Annotated in this window: 13 protein-coding genes; 10 read left to right on the top strand and 3 right to left on the bottom strand. The window is 39.2% G+C overall.

Features of this window, described 5'->3' with window-relative positions; all coding sequences use genetic code 11:
* Positions 1-82 precede the first annotated feature (82 nt).
* Both H6A34_RS05405 and H6A34_RS05400 read left to right on the top strand, forming a co-directional pair.
* Positions 83-1,723, top strand: coding sequence for a diphosphate--fructose-6-phosphate 1-phosphotransferase (locus H6A34_RS05405; protein ID WP_205103980.1), 1,641 nt, complete (start codon positions 83-85; stop codon positions 1,721-1,723).
* A 42-nt stretch (positions 1,724-1,765) separates the two neighbouring features.
* Positions 1,766-2,662, top strand: a complete 897-nt coding sequence (locus H6A34_RS05400; RefSeq protein ID WP_239480775.1) for a glycoside hydrolase family 25 protein — start codon at positions 1,766-1,768, stop codon at positions 2,660-2,662.
* A gap of 1 nt (position 2,663) precedes the next feature.
* Here H6A34_RS05400 and prmA read toward each other — a convergent pair whose 3' ends face one another.
* The gene (prmA, locus tag H6A34_RS05395) at positions 2,664-3,545 is read right to left on the bottom strand and encodes a 50S ribosomal protein L11 methyltransferase (protein ID WP_205103979.1); all 882 of its coding nucleotides are present in this window, start codon (positions 3,543-3,545) and stop codon (positions 2,664-2,666) included.
* A 386-nt stretch (positions 3,546-3,931) separates the two neighbouring features.
* On the opposite strand from prmA, the gene H6A34_RS05390 reads away from it, so the two are divergent.
* The 7 genes from H6A34_RS05390 (at position 3,932) to H6A34_RS05360 (ending at position 12,207) form a co-directional block, all read left to right on the top strand.
* Complete coding sequence (locus H6A34_RS05390) at positions 3,932-4,561, top strand: hypothetical protein (RefSeq protein WP_205103978.1); 630 nt, start codon at positions 3,932-3,934, stop codon at positions 4,559-4,561.
* Between the two features lie 39 nt (positions 4,562-4,600).
* A complete protein-coding gene (locus H6A34_RS05385) occupies positions 4,601-6,223 on the top strand; it encodes an OmpP1/FadL family transporter (RefSeq protein ID WP_021947309.1) in 1,623 nt (540 codons plus the stop codon).
* 283 nt (positions 6,224-6,506) lie between these two features.
* Entirely contained in the window at positions 6,507-9,938 is a 3,432-nt protein-coding gene (ileS, locus tag H6A34_RS05380; protein ID WP_205103976.1) for an isoleucine--tRNA ligase, read from the top strand.
* A gap of 29 nt (positions 9,939-9,967) precedes the next feature.
* Positions 9,968-10,348, top strand: a complete 381-nt coding sequence (locus tag H6A34_RS05375; protein WP_021947307.1) for a TraR/DksA family transcriptional regulator — start codon at positions 9,968-9,970, stop codon at positions 10,346-10,348.
* Positions 10,349-10,981 (top strand): lipoprotein signal peptidase, encoded by a 633-nt coding sequence (locus H6A34_RS05370; protein WP_205103974.1) that lies wholly within the window; start codon positions 10,349-10,351, stop codon positions 10,979-10,981. It abuts the gene before it with no gap.
* Positions 10,978-11,985, top strand: coding sequence for a DUF4296 domain-containing protein (locus H6A34_RS05365; protein WP_205103972.1), 1,008 nt, complete (start codon positions 10,978-10,980; stop codon positions 11,983-11,985). Before H6A34_RS05370 ends, H6A34_RS05365 begins: the two co-directional genes overlap by 4 nt.
* Before the next feature lie 33 nt (positions 11,986-12,018).
* Entirely contained in the window at positions 12,019-12,207 is a 189-nt protein-coding gene (locus H6A34_RS05360; protein WP_205103970.1) for a hypothetical protein, read from the top strand.
* A gap of 149 nt (positions 12,208-12,356) precedes the next feature.
* Here H6A34_RS05360 and H6A34_RS05355 read toward each other — a convergent pair whose 3' ends face one another.
* On the bottom strand, positions 12,357-15,656 hold the full coding sequence (locus H6A34_RS05355) for a UvrD-helicase domain-containing protein (protein ID WP_205103968.1): 3,300 nt from the start codon (positions 15,654-15,656) through the stop codon (positions 12,357-12,359).
* A gap of 27 nt (positions 15,657-15,683) precedes the next feature.
* Entirely contained in the window at positions 15,684-17,678 is a 1,995-nt protein-coding gene (locus tag H6A34_RS05350) for a DUF5686 family protein (RefSeq protein ID WP_239480774.1), read from the bottom strand.
* A 465-nt stretch (positions 17,679-18,143) separates the two neighbouring features.
* Between H6A34_RS05350 and H6A34_RS05345 the strand changes: the two genes are divergently transcribed.
* Complete coding sequence (locus tag H6A34_RS05345; protein WP_205103964.1) at positions 18,144-18,518, top strand: transposase; 375 nt, start codon at positions 18,144-18,146, stop codon at positions 18,516-18,518.
* Positions 18,519-18,520 lie beyond the last annotated feature (2 nt).

The raw sequence follows: 18,520 nt of genomic DNA, 5'->3' as shown, positions 1-18,520 counted from the left end.
TGGACAAAAATTAGTAAATTTGCACATCAGAAACATGAATGATATTTTTATACATTAAAACTCAAAAATTAAATTAATTGTCATGGAGAAAAGTGCATTGCAGCAAGCCAGAAAGGCTTATCTTCCGAAATTGCCGGAAGCTCTCAAAGGTTATGTTAAGGTAAAAGAAGGCGCTCCGACAAATAGTGTTGACAATCAGGAGGAAATAAAGAAATTGTTTCCCAATACCTATGGAATGCCAATAGTAGAGTTTGAGCCAAGTGACGTTGAAGCTGGTCAAGCCATGAATGTTGGTGTAATTCTTAGCGGCGGACAAGCTCCTGGTGGACATAATGTAATTACAGGTCTGTTTGATACAATAAAGAAGATGAATCCAGATAATAAATTATACGGCTTCATCTTAGGTCCTGGTGGACTTGTTGACCATAAATATATGGAAATAACCGCTGATTTTATTGATGATTATCGTAATACAGGCGGTTTTGATATGATTGGTTCCGGACGTACAAAATTGGAGAAGGTCGAGCAGTTTGAAAAAGGAATAGAGATTGTTCGTGAACTCGGAATAAAAGCTCTTGTTATAATCGGTGGAGACGACTCTAATACAAATGCTTGCGTTTTGGCAGAGTATTATGCTGCAAAGAACTATGGAGTTCAGGTTATAGGGTGTCCTAAGACTATAGATGGAGATTTGAAAAACAGCCAAATTGAGACTTCGTTCGGATTTGATACTGCCACAAAAACTTATTCTGAATTGATTGGCAATATTGAAAGGGATTGTAATTCAGCTCGTAAGTACTGGCATTTTATAAAACTAATGGGACGCTCGGCGAGTCACATCGCATTGGAGTGTGCACTTCAGTGCCAGCCGAATATTTGTCTTGTTTCCGAGGAAATCAAGGCAAAGAACATGACATTGAACCAGATTGTCGAGAATATATGTGAAGTTATTTCTTATAGAGCTAAGCAAGGAAATAATTTTGGTGTAATTCTCGTACCTGAAGGACTTATTGAGTTTATTCCTTCAATAGGTAAACTGATAGAGGAACTTAATGATTTGCTTGCTGCCCACGGAAATGATTATAAGGGACTTGATCCTGTTGCACAGCGTGAATATATCATGGCTCATTTGAGTGAAGAGAATAAGCAGACTTTTGCTACATTGCCAGATAATGTAGCACGCCAATTGTCTTTGGATAGGGACCCGCATGGAAATGTACAGGTTTCTTTGATTGAGACTGAGAAGCTTTTGTCCGACATGTGTGCCGCCAAGTTAGCTCAGTGGAAGGCTGAAGGTAAATATACTGGCAAGTTCTCTGCTTTGCATCATTTCTTCGGATATGAAGGACGTTGTGCAGCTCCTTCTAATTTCGATGCCGATTATTGTTACGCATTAGGAACAAGTGCTGCCCATCTTATTGCAAATGGCAAGACTGGATATATGGCAATCGTAAAAAATACTACCGCGCCTACAAGCGAATGGAAAGCAGGAGGTGTTCCTATCACTATGATGATGAATATGGAACGTAGAAATGGTGAAATGAAACCTGTTATCCGAAAGGCTTTGGTCGAGTTGGACGGCAAACCGTTCAAGGAGTTTGAGATGCAACGTGATCACTGGGCAAAAGAGACATGCTACATATACCCGGGTCCAATACAATATTGGGGACCATCTGAGGTTTGCGACAGACCGACCAGAACTTTAGCCTTGGAGCAAGAATAATCTTGTTGTATTATAAGATTAAGTATTTTAGGGGTGGTTTCTATGACCACCCCTAATTTTAAAAGTATGCGGAATATACATAAGACAAAATCGACTAAAAAAAGAACCGCAACACGGAAGGGGCGGAATCGAACATCTGGAAACGCAAGAAACAACAGAGGAGGCATACATAAGTTAATAGGCAGATATCCTCGTTGGGCTTGGTGGATAGGTGGTTTGTGCGTAGTTGTGTTTTATGTATGGATTTTTTATTATATATTCGTAGGCCCGTTTGGCTTCCGCTGGAGAGCTTTGTATGGTGATGCCAAATATCCCGAAGGATATGAAATAAGAGGAATAGACATAAGCCACCATCAAGGAAATATTGACTGGGAATTATTGCGCAATGCAATGATTGAGAAATGTCCGATAAGATTCATCCTAATCAAGGCGACTGAAGGAACAACAATAGTAGATTCAAAATTTAAGGAAAACTTTAACAATGCCCGCGAATATGGCTATATTCGTGGTGCTTATCATTTTTGGAGTAACAAGTCTTCAGCAAGGGAACAAGCTTATTTCTTTCTTAATAATGTCTTTCTGTTAAAAGGAGATCTTCCACCAGTTTTGGATATTGAAAACAAACCGGATACGGTCTCTGTTGAAGATTTCCAACGTGACGTGCTTACATGGTTGCATATAGTTGAAGACAGATATCACGTGAAACCGATTATATACACGTATTATAAATTCAAGATGAAATATCTAAATGATCCGGTTTTCGACGATTATCCTTATTGGATCGCACACTATTATGTTGATAAAGTGGAATATGCCGGTGAATGGAAATTCTGGCAACACACAGATGCGGGGCGTTTACCTGGTATTAAAGGATATGTCGACTTTAATATATATAATGGCAGTTATTATGACTTACGTAAGCTGACAATTGGTAATTGATTTAATTTGTGAATTTCAACATGCACCATGTGCTAAGTTCTGATTTCCCGACTAATTTAAGTCCAAGAGATTCGGCTTTTGTTATGAGTTTATCAGCATCTTGAACATAGAATCCGCTTAATAACAATATAGCTCCTTGATTCATTTTATTCACATACATTGGCATGTCTGCCAATAAAATGTTGCGGTTGATATTTGCAACTACAATATCAAACTTTGTGTCAATTGAGTTGAGTGCGTTGACATCGCCTAATATTGCTTTTACATTATTTGCGTTGTTGAGCATGCAGTTGTGTATTGTGTTCTTCACGCTCCATTCATCAATGTCATATCCAACAATAGTATTAGCGCCTGATTTTGAGGCAACAATAGATAATATGCCTGTTCCGCAGCCGCAGTCAAGAACGGATTTATTGTTCAGATTCATGTCAAGCAGTTCACTGATTATCATGGCTGTTGTTTCATGAGTGCCAGTGCCAAAAGCCTGCTTAACATCAATTGTTATATCTATATAATTATTCCCGACGTGTTCTTTGTTATGCAATGTGTCATGAATGATACATTTGTCCTTAATTACAATAGGCTCAAAACCTTCTTCTTCCCAAGTCTTGTTCCAATTTACGTCATCAATTTGATTTATCGTGTATGATATGGAGATTCCAGAAATTGGCAAATTGGATATGTTCTCGTCCAATATTGATTTATTGAATAATCCTTCCTGGACATAACCGATTAGGAAATTTCCGTCTTCTTCAAACGATTCAAATCCGGCATCTCCCGCATACTCACACAAAATATCTTTTGCAATTTGTAGCAATGCCATGTCTTCAATATCGTTTCCGCCCTTGTGGGCTATTCTGAATTCCGCTTTAAGATACTTCATATATACTTGTTAAATTCTTCTGCAAATGTATAAAAAATAGGGAAAAACCTATCATGATTTAGGGTTTTTCCTTATTTTTGCATTATAAAACGCCATACATTTGTATTGAATTAAATTCACGAAATTAAGGAGATAAAAATATGAAAGCTAAAAGGATTGTTTTTGCTGTAGCTTTATTTTGTTTTATTTGTTCCTGTGTACAGGCGCAGGATGATATGTACTTTACTCCAAAGAAAAGTGATAAAAAAGAAATAAGGCAAGAAAAAGTTACGTTCTATAATGGTTCGTCAAGGAATGTTGATGAGTATAACAGACGAGGGCAGTTTGCAAGTTCATATTTTAATTTAGACTCGGACACTTTGTATAGCGATGTTATAGAGTTTGGTATGGATTCTACATTGAGTTCAATCAAAGACTCTGTTGTTGAAAGTGGCGATTTTGAATATTCTTATACCCCTGAAGATGATTATGTTTATACCCGCCAAATGTGCAGGTATGATGATTTTTATTGGTATGATCCGTGGTGGTATGGATGGTATGGCCCTTATTGGTACAGAAGTCCTTATTGGTATTCAGGATGGTGGTATGACCCATGGTACGACCCGTGGTATTATGGCTGGCACAGACCTTGGGGATGGTATTACCCTGGATATTGGTATGGTTCTTATTACCGGCCATATGTAGGAGTTACAGGAACGATGAATCATGGGAGAATCTATGGACATGGCGGAGGTTCCGGCAATAACTTTAAAGGTTATCGTGGAACTGTAAATGACAGGAATAACAATCGCAATTTTAACAATAACAGGTATAATAACCGCTACAACAATTCAAATTACAATAATCGTTTTAGAGGCAATCGACAGAACAATAATTGGCAGAATACTCAAAGCAGGCCTTCTTATAATAACAATTCGTTCGGCGGAAACCGTAGCGGAGGTTCGTTCCGTGGTGGCGGCTCGTTTGGCGGAAGCCGTGGAGGCGGTGGTGGCGGCGGTTTCAGAGGTCGCAGGTAATTTTATCAGGATTAAAGTATTTAAATTAAATTCAGAATTATGAAACGCTCATTATTAATATTCTTTTCAGCATTTACGGCAGCAAGTCTTTTTGCGCAAGAAACGTATGAGAACGCAAACATTGCAGCGGAAGACCTTAACGGGACGGCTCGTTATGTCGGAATGGGAGGAGCAATGGACGCTTTAGGAGCCGACATATCAACCATAGGAACGAATCCGGCCGGTATAGGCTTGTTTCGACATTCTACGGCAAATGTATCTTTCGGGTTTGTTTCACAACAAGGTGGCAAGAGCTTTGCTGACGGGAATAAGACAAATATGAGTTTTGACCAAGCCGGATTTGTCTATTCACGCAGGACGGGCAGAAATTCTTTCTTGAATTTGGCGTTCAATTATCATAAGAGCCGCAACTTTGATTACATCCTTTCAGCCGCAAATGCACTTCATGGCGCGTCGCAAAACAAGCTGACGTATTCTAAGATTGCCCAGGGCTTATTTGGATACGATAATGAAAAATGGCCAAATATTGTACCTAATGATCCTGTTAGCAAACTTTATAATCAAGTTGATTATTTGTATTATAATGTTTTTCTATTTAATAATGAAGATGGTAGTATCGGTTATAATAACAGTAGTAATTATTTATTTAACCGCGCAAATTCAGGATATATAGGTGAGTATGATTTTAATATCAGCGGAAACATTAATGACCGTGTTTATTTTGGAATTACATTTGGAATAAGTGATGTCAATTACAGAGGTTATAGTGAATATACTGAAATACCAGTCGATGCCAATGGTAATCGTCTTCCGTCGGCTCAAGTGGGTGAAGATGGTTTTTTAAGATTGTCTGATGAGCGTCGTATAGACGGAACGGGATTCAACGTTAAGGCTGGTATCATATTTCGTCCGATGGAGTATTCGCCTTTCCGCATAGGGCTGTCTGTATCTACTCCAACATGGTACGACTTGAACACGTCGAATTATACAGTACTATTGAATAATACTAACGTCGGTATGTATGATTCGGGGGAAAATAATGAAAGCTATGACTTTAAGTTATACACCCCTTGGAAGTTCGGAATCAGTCTGGGAACAACTTTCGGGAATTATCTTGCTGTTGGCGCAACATACGAATATGCTGATTACGGAAACTTAGACTCGCGGGTAAACACTGGTGGAGGATATGACTGGTATGGCGACTATTATGAAACCACGTCCAGTGATAGGGCGATGAATGCTCATACAGAGAATGTTTTAAAAGGTGTAAGTACTTTCAAGGTTGGAGCAGAGTTTAAACCAGATAGTAAACTTGCTGTTCGAGCGGGCTATAACTACGTCTCGCCTATGTATAATAAGTCAGGATTTAAGAATTGGACTATTGACTCTCCTGGTTCATATTATGCATCATCAACGGACTATACTAATTGGAAGGCAACAAACCGTATAACTTTTGGTCTTGGTTACGACCTTTCGAAGTTTTCAATAGATCTGGCTTATCAGTATTCTGTTCAAAGCGGTGATTTTAGGCCATTCTATGGGGATGACGTGACAGTTTTTTATCCTGATGAAACAACAGAAAATATAAATAATATCTGTAACGCCGTAAAGGTGGATAACAAGCGCCATCAACTATTGCTGACGCTTGGTTATCATTTCTGATATACCAGACTGATATTCAGGTTATTATAACCATTGTTGCAAAAGGTGGCATTTCACGATGTGAAATGCCACCTTTTGTCGTATAAAAGACCATGTTTTACAAGACGGAACGCCGCCTTTTGCAAAACAGCTGGCACTGATTACTTCAGCAAGTGTTTTTCTTTGCATACATACTTCTATGAAAATAGATTTAAACTTTTGCGTAATTTTTTGTAATGACGATTTTTTTCCGTAACTTTGCGCCTCAAATAATAATGTTGAGTAAATAATAAAACGAAACGATATGGCTGGAAAATTTGCCGAACATAAAGGTCTTGATTTGACCGCAACAAACAAGACCGTATTGAATGAATGGAACAAGAACGACGTGTTTCACAAATCAATAACCGAGCGTGAAGGATGTCCGCAATTTGTATTTTTCGAAGGTCCTCCTTCTGCTAACGGCCATCCTGGCATTCATCATGTTTTGGCTCGCACGATAAAAGATACTTTCAACCGTTATAAAACGATGAAAGGTTACCAGGTGTTCCGTAAGGCGGGATGGGATACGCACGGACTTCCTGTAGAATTGGGCGTGGAAAAAGAGCTTGGCATAACGAAAGCTGATATTGACAACGTTGAATCTGAAAAGTATATTTCGGTAGAGGATTATAACAAGAAATGTCGTGAAAATGTGATGAAGTTCACTGCCGAATGGCGTGACTTAACTGAGAAGATGGGATATTGGGTCGATCTTGATCATCCCTATATCACTTATGACAATAAGTATATCGAGACTTTGTGGTGGCTTTTGAAACAACTTTATGACAAGGATTTGCTTTATAAAGGATACACCATACAGCCATATTCTCCAGCGGCAGGCACTGGATTGTCCAGCCATGAGCTTAACCAACCCGGATGTTATCGTGACGTTAAAGATACTACGATGACGGCGCAGTTTGCGATGACTGACCCAAAGCCAGAAATGGCAGAGTGGGGCAAACCGTATTTCCTTGCCTGGACGACAACACCATGGACGCTCGCGGCCAACTCTGCATTGTGCGTAGGGCCAAATATAGACTACGTGGCCGTGCAGACATATAATCCTTATACAGGAGCGCCTGTTACGGTTGTACTTGCGGAAGTGCTCATGCCTTCATATTTCAACGCCGCCGGTGCTGATAAAGACTTGGCATCTTATAAGAAAGGTGATAAGGTAATACCATATAAGGTTGTAGCTCATTACAAGGGTACAGACCTTGCCGGAATGAAATATGAGCAGCTTTTACCTATGATTAAACCGATGAGTGATGGCGCATTCCGTGTAATCCTTGGTGACTATGTTACAACCGAGGACGGTACAGGTATTGTACATATCGCTCCTAATTTTGGTGCCGATGATGCCATCGTTGCCAAGAAGGCCGGTGTGCCTCCTATCGTACTAATAAACAAGAAAGGTGAACAGCGTCCTGTCGTAGACCTTGAGGGTAAGTATTATGTCATTGAAGATCTTGACGACGAGTTTGTCAAGAAATATGTCAATGTAGAAGCATGGAACAGATATGCCGGCAGATATGTCAAGAATGCATATGACGATAAGCTCACCGATAAGGACGAGACTCTGGATATATCTATTTGCATGGACTTGAAAGCAGAGAACAAGGCATTCAAGATAGAGAAGCATGTCCATAATTATCCTCATTGCTGGCGTACGGATAAACCAATTCTTTACTATCCGCTCGACAGTTGGTTTATTCGTTCTACTGCTTGTAAGGAACGAATGGTAGAACTGAATAAAACAATTAACTGGAAGCCGGAAAGTACTGGTACCGGGCGATTTGGCAATTGGCTCGAGAATCTTAATGACTGGAATCTAAGCCGTAGCCGCTTTTGGGGTACTCCGTTGCCTGTTTGGCGTGACGAGGATGGTGACGAGCTATGTATCGGTTCATTGCAGGAGCTGTATGACGAAATCGAAAAGAGTGTATCGGCAGGTTTCATGCAGTCGAATCCATTGAAAGACAAAGGTTTCGCTCCTGGCGATTACTCTCAAGAGAATTATGACAAGATAGATTTGCATCGTCCTTATGTCGATAATATCATATTATGCAGTAAGGCCGGAAAACCAATGAAGCGTGAGACTGACTTGATTGACGTATGGTTTGACTCCGGTAGTATGCCTTATGCTCAGGTGCATTATCCTTTTGAGAACGCAGATGCAATAGACAAACGTATAGCTTTTCCTGCCGATTTCATAAATGAGGGTGTAGACCAGACGCGCGGTTGGTTTTTCACTTTACACGCTATTGCAACGATGGTGTTTGACAGCGTTGCGTTTAAGAATGTTATTTCAAGCGGCCTTGTTCTTGACGCAAAAGGAAACAAGATGAGCAAGCGCTTGGGAAATGCTGTCGACCCGTTTGAAACAATAGAGAAATATGGTGCTGATGCAGTGCGTTTTTATATGTTGACAAATTCATCGCCATGGGACAACCTTAAGTTTGATCCCAATGGAGTGGATGAAGTGCGCCGTAAGTTCTTTGGTACTTTGTATAATACATATTCCTTCTTCAGCCTGTATGCCAATGTTGACGGTTTTGACTATTCACAGGAAGAGGTGCCAGTTTCAGAGCGTCCAGAGATTGACCGGTGGATATTGTCCGAACTTAATTCTCTGATAAAAGGTGTAGACAATGCTTTGGCAGATTATGAACCTACAAAGGCAGGACGTCTTATTGATACCTTCGTGAACGATGATTTAAGTAATTGGTACGTACGTTTGAACCGTAAACGTTTTTGGGGCAAGGAAATGAGTAAGGATAAATTATCCGCTTACGAGACTCTGTATACTTGTCTTGAGACGGTTGCCAAGCTTTTGGCTCCGTTCTCGCCGTTCTTTGCTGATCAACTATATATGGACCTTATACATGCCACAGGACGTTCTGGCGCATTGTCAGTGCATCTTGCCAAGTTCCCTGTTGCTGATGAAAGTCAGATGGATGAGGATTTGCAAGCCCGCATGAAGATGGCGCAAAAAATTACGTCTATGGTGCTTGCGCTGCGTCGTAAAGTCAACATAAAGGTTCGCCAGCCATTACAGTGTATAATGATTCCGGCAATAGACGACGTTCAGAAGCAGCATATCGAGGCTGTAAAGGATTTGGTTTTGAATGAAGTCAATGTCAAAGAACTGAACTTTGTGGAAGGTACAGGTGTCCTTGTTAAGAAAGTTAAGTGCAATTTCCGTACAATGGGAAAGAAATACGGAAAGCTTATGAAGGGTATAGCTGCACAAACCTCAGTTCTTAGTCAAGAAGAAATAGTTGCTTTTGAACGTTCTGGTGAGTTGAGATTAAACGTAGACGGACAGGATGTTACGGTTCTTGTTGACGATGTTGAGATTATCAATGAGGACATCCCTGGATGGCTGGTTGCAAATGATGGAAATCTTACGGTTGCTTTGGAGGTCGAACTTAACGATGAGTTGCGGAACGAAGGCATGGCACGTGAGCTGATAAACAGGATACAGAACTTGCGTAAAGAATGTGGCTTGGAAATAACCGACCGTGTGAATGTTACGATTTCTCCGAGCGAGAATATAAATGCGGCTATAAATGCATTTGCTGATTATATCAAGGGGCAGGTTTTGGCAGACAATATTGTTATCGCAGATAACGACGGCTGTGAAATAGACCTTGATGATATTACAGCACGCATTAAAGTCGAAAAAGTGTAATTTCATATTAACTTTTAAATATATCTATTATGGCAGAAAAAACACGTTACAGCGATGAGGAGCTTGAAGAGTTCAGAGGAATAATAAATGACAAGCTGGCGTTGGCTCGGCGTGATTATAACCAAATGATGAGAACGTTGATGAACGCCGACGGTAATGACGTTGACGATACGTCGCCAACATACAAGATACTGGAAGAGGGTAGTGCTACTCAAAGTAAAGAGGAGCTTATCCAGCAAGCAAGTCGTTTGCAAAAATTTATACAAGGACTTGAGGCTGCTCTTGTAAGAATCGAAAACAAGACATATGGAATTGATCGTATCACGGGCGAACTAATACCCAAGGAGCGCCTGCGTGCTGTTCCGCATGCAACGTTGAGCGTAGCCTCAAAGAATGCCAGAAAGCGTTAAATGGGAAATTCGAATATTATCAGGAGAAAAGGGTTGACAATCGGTTTGATTGTCTTGCTGTTGCTGGTCATTGACCAAGTGATAAAGATTGAGGTTAAAACTGGGATGTACCTGCATGAAAGCATACGGGTAACGGATTGGTTTTATATCAGTTTTATCGAGAACAATGGGATGGCATTCGGCATGACGATAGTGAACAAACTGGTTCTCAGCCTTTTTCGTATCTTTGCAATAAGCGTTGTTGGATGGTATTTGTTCAGGCAGATCAAGCATAACGCAAGGACCTTGTGGGTTGTTTGTCTCGCACTTGTTTTTGCAGGTGCAATAGGCAACTTGATTGACTGTATGTTTTATGGCTTGATTTTCAATGCATCTTCACCTTATTATGTATCCTATTTTGTTCCATTTGGTCATGGATATGCTCCGTTCCTTATGGGAAAAGTAGTGGATATGTTCTATTTCCCGTTAATCGTGACAACGTGGCCGGAGTGGATCCCATTTGTCGGAGGCGATGAATTCGTCTTTTTTAGTCCTGTATTCAATTTCGCCGATTCATGTGTAAGTGTTGGAGTCATATTGATTCTGTTATTTTGCCGTAAGGAATTGTCGCAAATTTCATTTAAAAGGAAATGAGAATTTCGCGTTTTATCCCATTTATAATGCTGTTGGCCTTGTGCTTTTCATGTAAGCCACAAGTGCCGGATGAGTATCTTCAACCTGATGAATTTGAAGATGTATTATATGATTATCATTTGGCTGATGCCATGGCCGGTAATGGTGATAACGCGGATAATGAGTCATATGACGTTGTTCTATATCGACAGGCCGTATTACGTAAATACGGAATAACACAAGCAGAGTTTGACAGCTCGTTGGTTTATTATATGCGACATGCTGACCGACTCCATAAAATATATGAAAACCTTTCGAAAAGATTTGAGGATGATGCAATGGCATTAGGAGCATCAGCCAATGATATTCGACAATTTGGGGACATGAAGTCAGTTCGGGATACATCAAATTTATGGCGCGGGGTACCTTCGGCAATGTTTTTGCCGAAAGCACCGTACAATGTCATGACTTTCGACATTACCGCAGACAGCACTTACCAAAAAGGTGACAAACTGATATTCAGTTTTAATTGCGATTTTGTATATAAAGAAGGAGGCAAGAATGCGATTGCGTTGTTGGCTGTGCAATTTAAGAATGACAGTGTGGCAAGCAGTACAGTGCGTATGTCTTCGAATTCAAACTACAGTGTTACGGTGTCTGATGGTGCAATGTTAGGAATAAAATCAATTAAAGGTTTTATATATCTTGACAATCGGACTCTCAGGCGCGAACCAGAGGGAGGAAATAATCTTAAATTAATGTTTGTCAACAACATCCGTTTAGTCAGGCTGCGTAATAAAGGAAATGCAACAAATGTGCAAGCGCCAGCAACTTCCAACCAGCTACGGATTGATACTTCAAGCAATAAGGTGAAATCCATTCCTGCAGAAAAAGTTACTCCGTCTGAACCAAAAGATGTCCAGCCTGTGAAACATCGGTTGATGCCTGCAACTAATGTCGGCAAGCCGTTGAAAATGTCAAAAATACAACCAGTATCTGCTGGAGAGGAAATTCGTAAAAGATAATTTGTATGTGTTCGATTATAACAAATGTTTTTTATGATTCATCAATATGGTGTAAATAGGGTTATAATGGATGGTGTGCAATATTTGCAATGTATTGTTACCATTAAAGATGATGAAATTATTGATTTCCGAACATTTACAGAAGAACAGCCTTTTACAGAATGGGTAGGAGGAACGATAGAGATTATTCGTAAAAACAATAAAATGGTTATTAAGCGCTGATATTTTCATTGCGCGCCAAATTTCATTATTATGCGATATATAAAACATGGCCTTTTAGATTATAAAAGGCCATGTTTTATGTTCTGATAGGTGCTCTTTTATAATTTAAAAGGCCATATTTCATATTTTACTTATATGTGGAATTAGGGTTAACACGCATTGACTTCATCTATTTCATTTGAATAAACATACCACAGATAACCTTTAACATTATTATATCCCATGCTTTCAAGTAAGTGTATATATTGTTGAACCTGTTGTTTATATTCATCTCGTGGTTTACCGAACTTAAAATCAATCACTTTTGTTTCATTCCCATCGGTAATTACTCTGTCAGGACGTCGTTCACAAACCTTGCCAGTAGCATTGTCATATGAAAGAATACTGCACTCATTAAAGACATTCCAACGACGGTCAAACCAATCTGAAATTTTTTTATCGGAAAGTCTTTTGTTTAACAAATCCGACATTTTCTCTGCCGTTATATGGTCATCATAAAGTATGCCTTCATATTCCAATTGTTTTAAAGCGTTTGCTATATCATCAGTCGTACGGATTGTTGAAAATAATTTATGCAGTATATTTCCGGTTTTGATATAATTGTCATCGTCTTTATTGTCTTCATTATTTGCGATGAAATCGAGACTTTTATTACTTTGCCTGAATTTAACAGGAACATCTGACGTCTTTATTTCGATTCTTTGTTGTTGTATTCGAGTTAAAAAGACGTTTTCGGAAACACTTTCTTTAACCGTTTTCATTGAAGCGCAAAGTGTGCCATAAGTAAATGTGACAGGTTCAGATGATGATGAATCTTTATTTTCTTTTCCATCAACTACGGCACCTTCCAAGCTTTCAGCTAAACTATCAATGCATTCGGAAATAATTTCGGAGCGGCAACCAAGTCCACCACGTGTGCCGTTCTTACGGCCATATATAAAGAGATTCTTACTTGCCCTTGTGAAAGCCACGTAGAGCAAATTAAGATTATCGACTTTGTTCTGTATGTGTTCGTTTTTATAATCTTTTGAATAAATGGTTTCCAATAACTTTTTACTATAGTCAACAGGGACTATTGGCAGTAAATTAAATGGATACTCATCGGGTTTACACCATAGCGTTGTGTCACGGTTTTCAAGAGCCCAGTCGCAAAATGGTATTATTACATTGTCAAATTCAAGCCCTTTGCTTTTATGAATGCTAATAATCCTTATTCCGTTAATCTCATCACTTTGTATCGTTTTATTGCATATTGAGTCGTTCCATTCTTCCATGAATTTGGCTATATTACCAGAATTTCCAGTTATAAATTCTGATATTTGATCATAAAATGCGCAAATATAGGCACTTTGGTTATTAAGTTTGGATAGCTGAAACGAAGAATATATATATTCTACTATTTCAAAAAGTGGCATCTTTGCGAGTTCCGCAATACACTCGGTGAATGTTGCCGGCAATAAATAATCAATGCCTTTGTTACCTCTTTTTATCTCTGAAAGAATATCACTTATACTGATTTCTGTTCCCAATATTTTCTTTTGGTATGTTACTGCAAGATTGGCTTTCGACAATATATCATCAGGATGCAAAATTAAAGATAGCGCCTGAATAATTGTGTTCACGGCTAATGAGGCATCAAGCCTGAACGCTTCATCGCTTACTATTTTCAAATCTGGATGTTTTTCCATGAGGTAATCGGCAATTATGGGAATATGCCGGTTATATCTTATTAGTATGGCAATATTATTTGCGGATATGCCTGCCGATAACAATTTTTCAATTGTCTCGTCAATCAAGGCAAGCATATTACCTTCATATTCGTCGTCTGTCAACAATTTGATTTTCACCATGCCTTCAGCCTTTTTGTCAGAATTTGCATGTTGACACACGTCCGAATATGCGGTTAACAATTCATTTGATGTACTTTCGTCATTTATTTCGCATTCTTTATTGTACTCGTATTTAGCGGCCAATGTGAAAAATATGTTATTGAATTTAATAATATTACGCTCAGAACGATAATTGACCTGTAGATTCTTAATGTCAACTTTACTTTCAGGCCTGTCAAATTGTGACTCAATACCGTTCAATAACCGCCAATCTCCCGAACGCCAACGGTAGATGCTTTGCTTAACGTCACCAACAATAAGATTATGTGTAAGGTTCTTTCCTTCAAGGTTGTCATTTTTTCCGTCCCCATAATGACTCATGCACTCATTTAACAAGACCTTGAAATTCTGCCATTGTATTGAGCTTGTATCTTGAAATTCATCAATCATTATATGTTCAAGGCTGCATCCTGCTTTTTCAAAAATGAAAGGTGAGTCATTATCTTTGATTAGAGTATGTAGCAAGAATTGTGTGTCACTTAATAGAAATCTGTTTGCTTCGCCATTAAGCTGCCTTACTTTATTCTCGATTCGGTTCAATAAACGTAGTTTATCCAAATGTCTTAGCGTGCAACCGGCTGTTGAATACAATTTCCATTGCTTTTTCCGCTCGTTCTCCGCTTCATGTAATAAATTCAGAAGCTTATCGTTCACTAAAGATACTATTACGTCTCTGTCGGGGCTGGTTTTGCTGGTCCAGCTCTCGGCATTGTCATAACAATTTCTAAAAACGGTGTTAATGCATCGAGAATCGCTGAAATCATTACTTCTAAGTTTATTAAAATAGCTGCTGATCCCATTGCCCTTCTTTGCATATGAAAGCGGTGTAAGGCCTGCATTGGACGTTTCACGTTCAAATGTTACGGTGTATTCGGCCATGCGTTTTTTTGCATTGGTTTGTATGGTTTTAAGACAATCCGTGTAGTTTTTGAAAAAGTCATTTTGTGAAATGGTAGCACTAAGTTCTTCACCTATTGTTTTATAGAAGTCGCGGAAAATTGTTCTACCGAAATTCTTGACCTGTCCAATAACATTCCAGCTTTTATTTTCGCTGATGTTTGAAAAGATATAGCTTATTAGCCACTCCAGCATGATACTTGTTGAATCCAATGATTCTATCAGTTGATCAACTGCTTCTTCCTCAACCTGTATGTCGTTTAATCCGATTTTCAGATTTGCCGTTAAGTCAAGTTCCCTTGCTAAATTACGCAGTATTGATTGAAAAAACGAATCAATTGTTTCTACCCTAAAGTAGTGATAATTATGTATCAAATAATTTAAAGCTAATCCAGCCTGTTTACTTGCCTTTCTTTCGTCAATGGATAAGCCTTCACATACAGCTTTCATGTAAACACGTGAGTCTGGCAACATTTTCCATATGCCGTATAGCTGACTAAGGATTCGCAACTTCATTTCTTCAGTCGCTTTATTGGTGAACGTTACTGCAAGAATATTCTTGAAGCAAAGGGGATTGTCAATCAGCAGTTTTATATACTCAACTGCCAACGTGAATGTTTTTCCGCTACCGGCACTTGCCTTATATACTGTTAATGGTTTCATTCTATAAAATAATTGTTTTTCATTAATTTACCAGTCCCTGAACAGTTCAAACCCAAAACGGAAACCGACTCCGTCAAAATCCTTGTTACGTGTTGCCATAAAGAATCCCATGGAAAAAAATCTGTTCGTAAATCCATATCCGTACTCGACATAAGGGTGAAGATGGTCAACAAACAAGACATTTATGTATATACGTTCCATTTCCATCAGTCTCCCGATATATGGGATACGTGAAAAAACCATGAGAGGGGATTCGTATGTTGCGTTGGTACGGACATAATATTCAGACACGTTGTACCAGTTGCTGTTAAGCAGCTGGAATTCTCCTGTCCAATCATCATTCCAACCGCCGGGGATGTTCTCGTCCCTGAAATTTGTATAGTCAAGGAAGTATGAATTTCTGCTTTTTGAGGTGTAGAATCCGCTGCCCAACCTTAATGACATACTTCTCAGTGAATAGAAATTCTTTTTCCATGAGACGTCAAACTCAAAACGTTCGTAATCCATGTCTGCGCTACCAATACGTACGCCACGCTCATAATCGGCAGTGATAATCGGACCGCTCCATCCACTAGGGCGGAATTGTATTTCCAATGACGGAGCGAATGAATAATAAGTTGTCGGGCGGTTTGCTGCAACAAATCCCGCTTCATTTACGGCAGAACGCCGGTGGTAAATCATGCCAGGTTTTACACTCCATTTGTTGGACAAATCATAATTTACCATGAATTTCACGTAGAAATCCTTGAAATAGTCAAGCTCCAATTTATCCCAATCTATCGAATCGAGAGACTCGTGCTTGATTTGATCAACAATACTTGAATTTGTTATCCGGTTACCGTTGCCAATGTCCAGTCCAATATAGCCATTACGCCTTTTATTAAAATTAAATCTTATCGGGATGTTGAAGTAGAATTGATTTTGCTTGAATGAGTAGCCAGCTTTAAACTCTATCGAAATGTCCCTATTCAACGAAAATTTGTAACTGCCATTTAATTTTAGCTTATAAGTTACACCACGACGGCCACTATAACTAAGGTAGAGAGGATTAAGTATTGGTGAAATCCTGAACGCACCCTGATCCTTTGTTCCAAAATTGCCTTTTGTCCGGTTAATTACATAGTCGCCAAATGAATTCCACAAAATCTTTTTCCATTTACTTTCCTCTTTTTTTACTTTTACAGTATCAGTCTTGGCCTTGATTGAATCATTCTTTTGGTAAACTTGCTTGATGCTCTCCGGCAAAGGTGTGGGCCTTACTTCGGCCATCAGTTTGCTGTCGTGTGAATTGACGATGGAATCAGGTAAAAATATTGGATTGTCATAAACGGAATGGTACGAAGCCTTTATCTTATTGCCGATAAAATGGAATGTTGCGTCAATGTCACAGGTTTTCGGCAATAATGAGCGAAGGCCGTATTTGCCCATTTCTGCATTTACATGGAAGTTTACCATGTCATATTCGCCGTTGAAACCGATTTTTATTACACGTCCTGATACTCTGTCAACAATAGCTGATCCGCTTATTAGCTGTGTATTATACCGTTTGGGACGGAAAACAATCTCGGCACGGTTATTCGTAAGGAGGGTGATGTCGTACCTGTATAGATTTAAATTGTGCTTGTTGAAAGGGGATAAAATCTGGTTGTCTAATATTGTTACATTATAGATATCGGGCAACAGATACTTCAACATTGTTGTCATCGTATTTTTGTATCTGGGGATTGTTCCTGTATTTAGTTGTCTGGTCGATTCTTTTACGACATTGTCTTTTATGTAAATAGTACTGTATGATTCACCTGCGTACTCCCTGTTACCGCGTGATATGGCATACATTGACGGTATGGCCATGAGGGTAAAATTACGTTTTTCGGTTTTGAAATAGTACCTTATATATATATTTGTATGGATTCCGTCCAACTTGGCAGGCAAACTTTCTTTGTAGGTCAAGACACGTTGCAGAATCAGTGAGTCTGATTCAATCTTGGCGAATGTTCTGGAGGCATGCAGCCATATCAACATTGCACATGCAAATATTATTTTGACGCGACAATTCACAATGCAAATATACAAGTAATTTTCCAAACCCAACTGAATGCCTTGATTATTTTGTATAAGATAAGTTAACTATATGGTAGCGCAGGTACATATGTTTTGCAGCTTTGAATAAGTAGGATGGAGGGCGAAGTTTTTTAAATGTAATATGAATGTCAGGGGCAATAATAAATAATTAATGTAATGAAAAAGGCATAAAACATTGCAATTTGTCAAATGAAAAATGTATAATAAAACTTATGAAACAGATGAATATAGGCTCCTAAGACTCAATCTTTGAACATTATTTTTCGTTCAATAGTGTATGGTATGGCCTTATTTTGGCCGTATTTTATTAAATAGTAATGGTAAAACGCACATAAATAAAGCTCATAAATGTCTTGTCCTGGCAAAAGTTGACACATTTATGAACAATAAAAAATGTGTAAAACAATGCGAAAGAGTCCAACAAAGTACAGCGAGGAGTTCAAATTGAGCGTCCTTCGTGACTATTACTCGTCAGGCATGAGCAAGCGCAAGTGTGCGAGGAAGTATGGCCTGTGTAATCCGACGTTATTGTCGTCATGGCTGTCAAAGTATGGGGAGAAAACCTTATCTTTGCCGTCGGAAGAAGAATACGACGACATGGCAAGACGCAGCAAGGAGGAATACAGGGATGAGAACGCGGCCCTGCGCAAGCGCGTGCGCGAGTTGGAGAAGGCGCTTGCGTACTCGCGTTTGGAGACGGAGGCGCGCGACGTGATGATAGACATCGCCGAGCGTGAGTATGAAATATCCATAAGAAAAAAACATGGGGCCAAGCAGTGACG

Source organism: Marseilla massiliensis (genome assembly GCF_016899855.1).
GTDB lineage: Bacteria > Bacteroidota > Bacteroidia > Bacteroidales > Bacteroidaceae > Prevotella.
This window is presented reverse-complemented; position numbering and strand designations above follow the sequence as displayed.

Coding starts and splice junctions, on each gene's coding strand:
- H6A34_RS05405 (WP_205103980.1), top strand. CDS start 83: ATGGAGAAAAGTGCATTGCAGCAAGCCAGAAAGGCTTATCTTCCGAAA.
- H6A34_RS05400 (WP_239480775.1), top strand. CDS start 1,766: ATGACCACCCCTAATTTTAAAAGTATGCGGAATATACATAAGACAAAA.
- prmA (WP_205103979.1), bottom strand. CDS start 3,545: ATGAAGTATCTTAAAGCGGAATTCAGAATAGCCCACAAGGGCGGAAAC.
- H6A34_RS05390 (WP_205103978.1), top strand. CDS start 3,932: ATGGATTCTACATTGAGTTCAATCAAAGACTCTGTTGTTGAAAGTGGC.
- H6A34_RS05385 (WP_021947309.1), top strand. CDS start 4,601: ATGAAACGCTCATTATTAATATTCTTTTCAGCATTTACGGCAGCAAGT.
- ileS (WP_205103976.1), top strand. CDS start 6,507: ATGGCTGGAAAATTTGCCGAACATAAAGGTCTTGATTTGACCGCAACA.
- H6A34_RS05375 (WP_021947307.1), top strand. CDS start 9,968: ATGGCAGAAAAAACACGTTACAGCGATGAGGAGCTTGAAGAGTTCAGA.
- H6A34_RS05370 (WP_205103974.1), top strand. CDS start 10,349: ATGGGAAATTCGAATATTATCAGGAGAAAAGGGTTGACAATCGGTTTG.
- H6A34_RS05365 (WP_205103972.1), top strand. CDS start 10,978: ATGAGAATTTCGCGTTTTATCCCATTTATAATGCTGTTGGCCTTGTGC.
- H6A34_RS05360 (WP_205103970.1), top strand. CDS start 12,019: ATGATTCATCAATATGGTGTAAATAGGGTTATAATGGATGGTGTGCAA.
- H6A34_RS05355 (WP_205103968.1), bottom strand. CDS start 15,656: ATGAAACCATTAACAGTATATAAGGCAAGTGCCGGTAGCGGAAAAACA.
- H6A34_RS05350 (WP_239480774.1), bottom strand. CDS start 17,678: ATGTTGATATGGCTGCATGCCTCCAGAACATTCGCCAAGATTGAATCA.
- H6A34_RS05345 (WP_205103964.1), top strand. CDS start 18,144: ATGCGAAAGAGTCCAACAAAGTACAGCGAGGAGTTCAAATTGAGCGTC.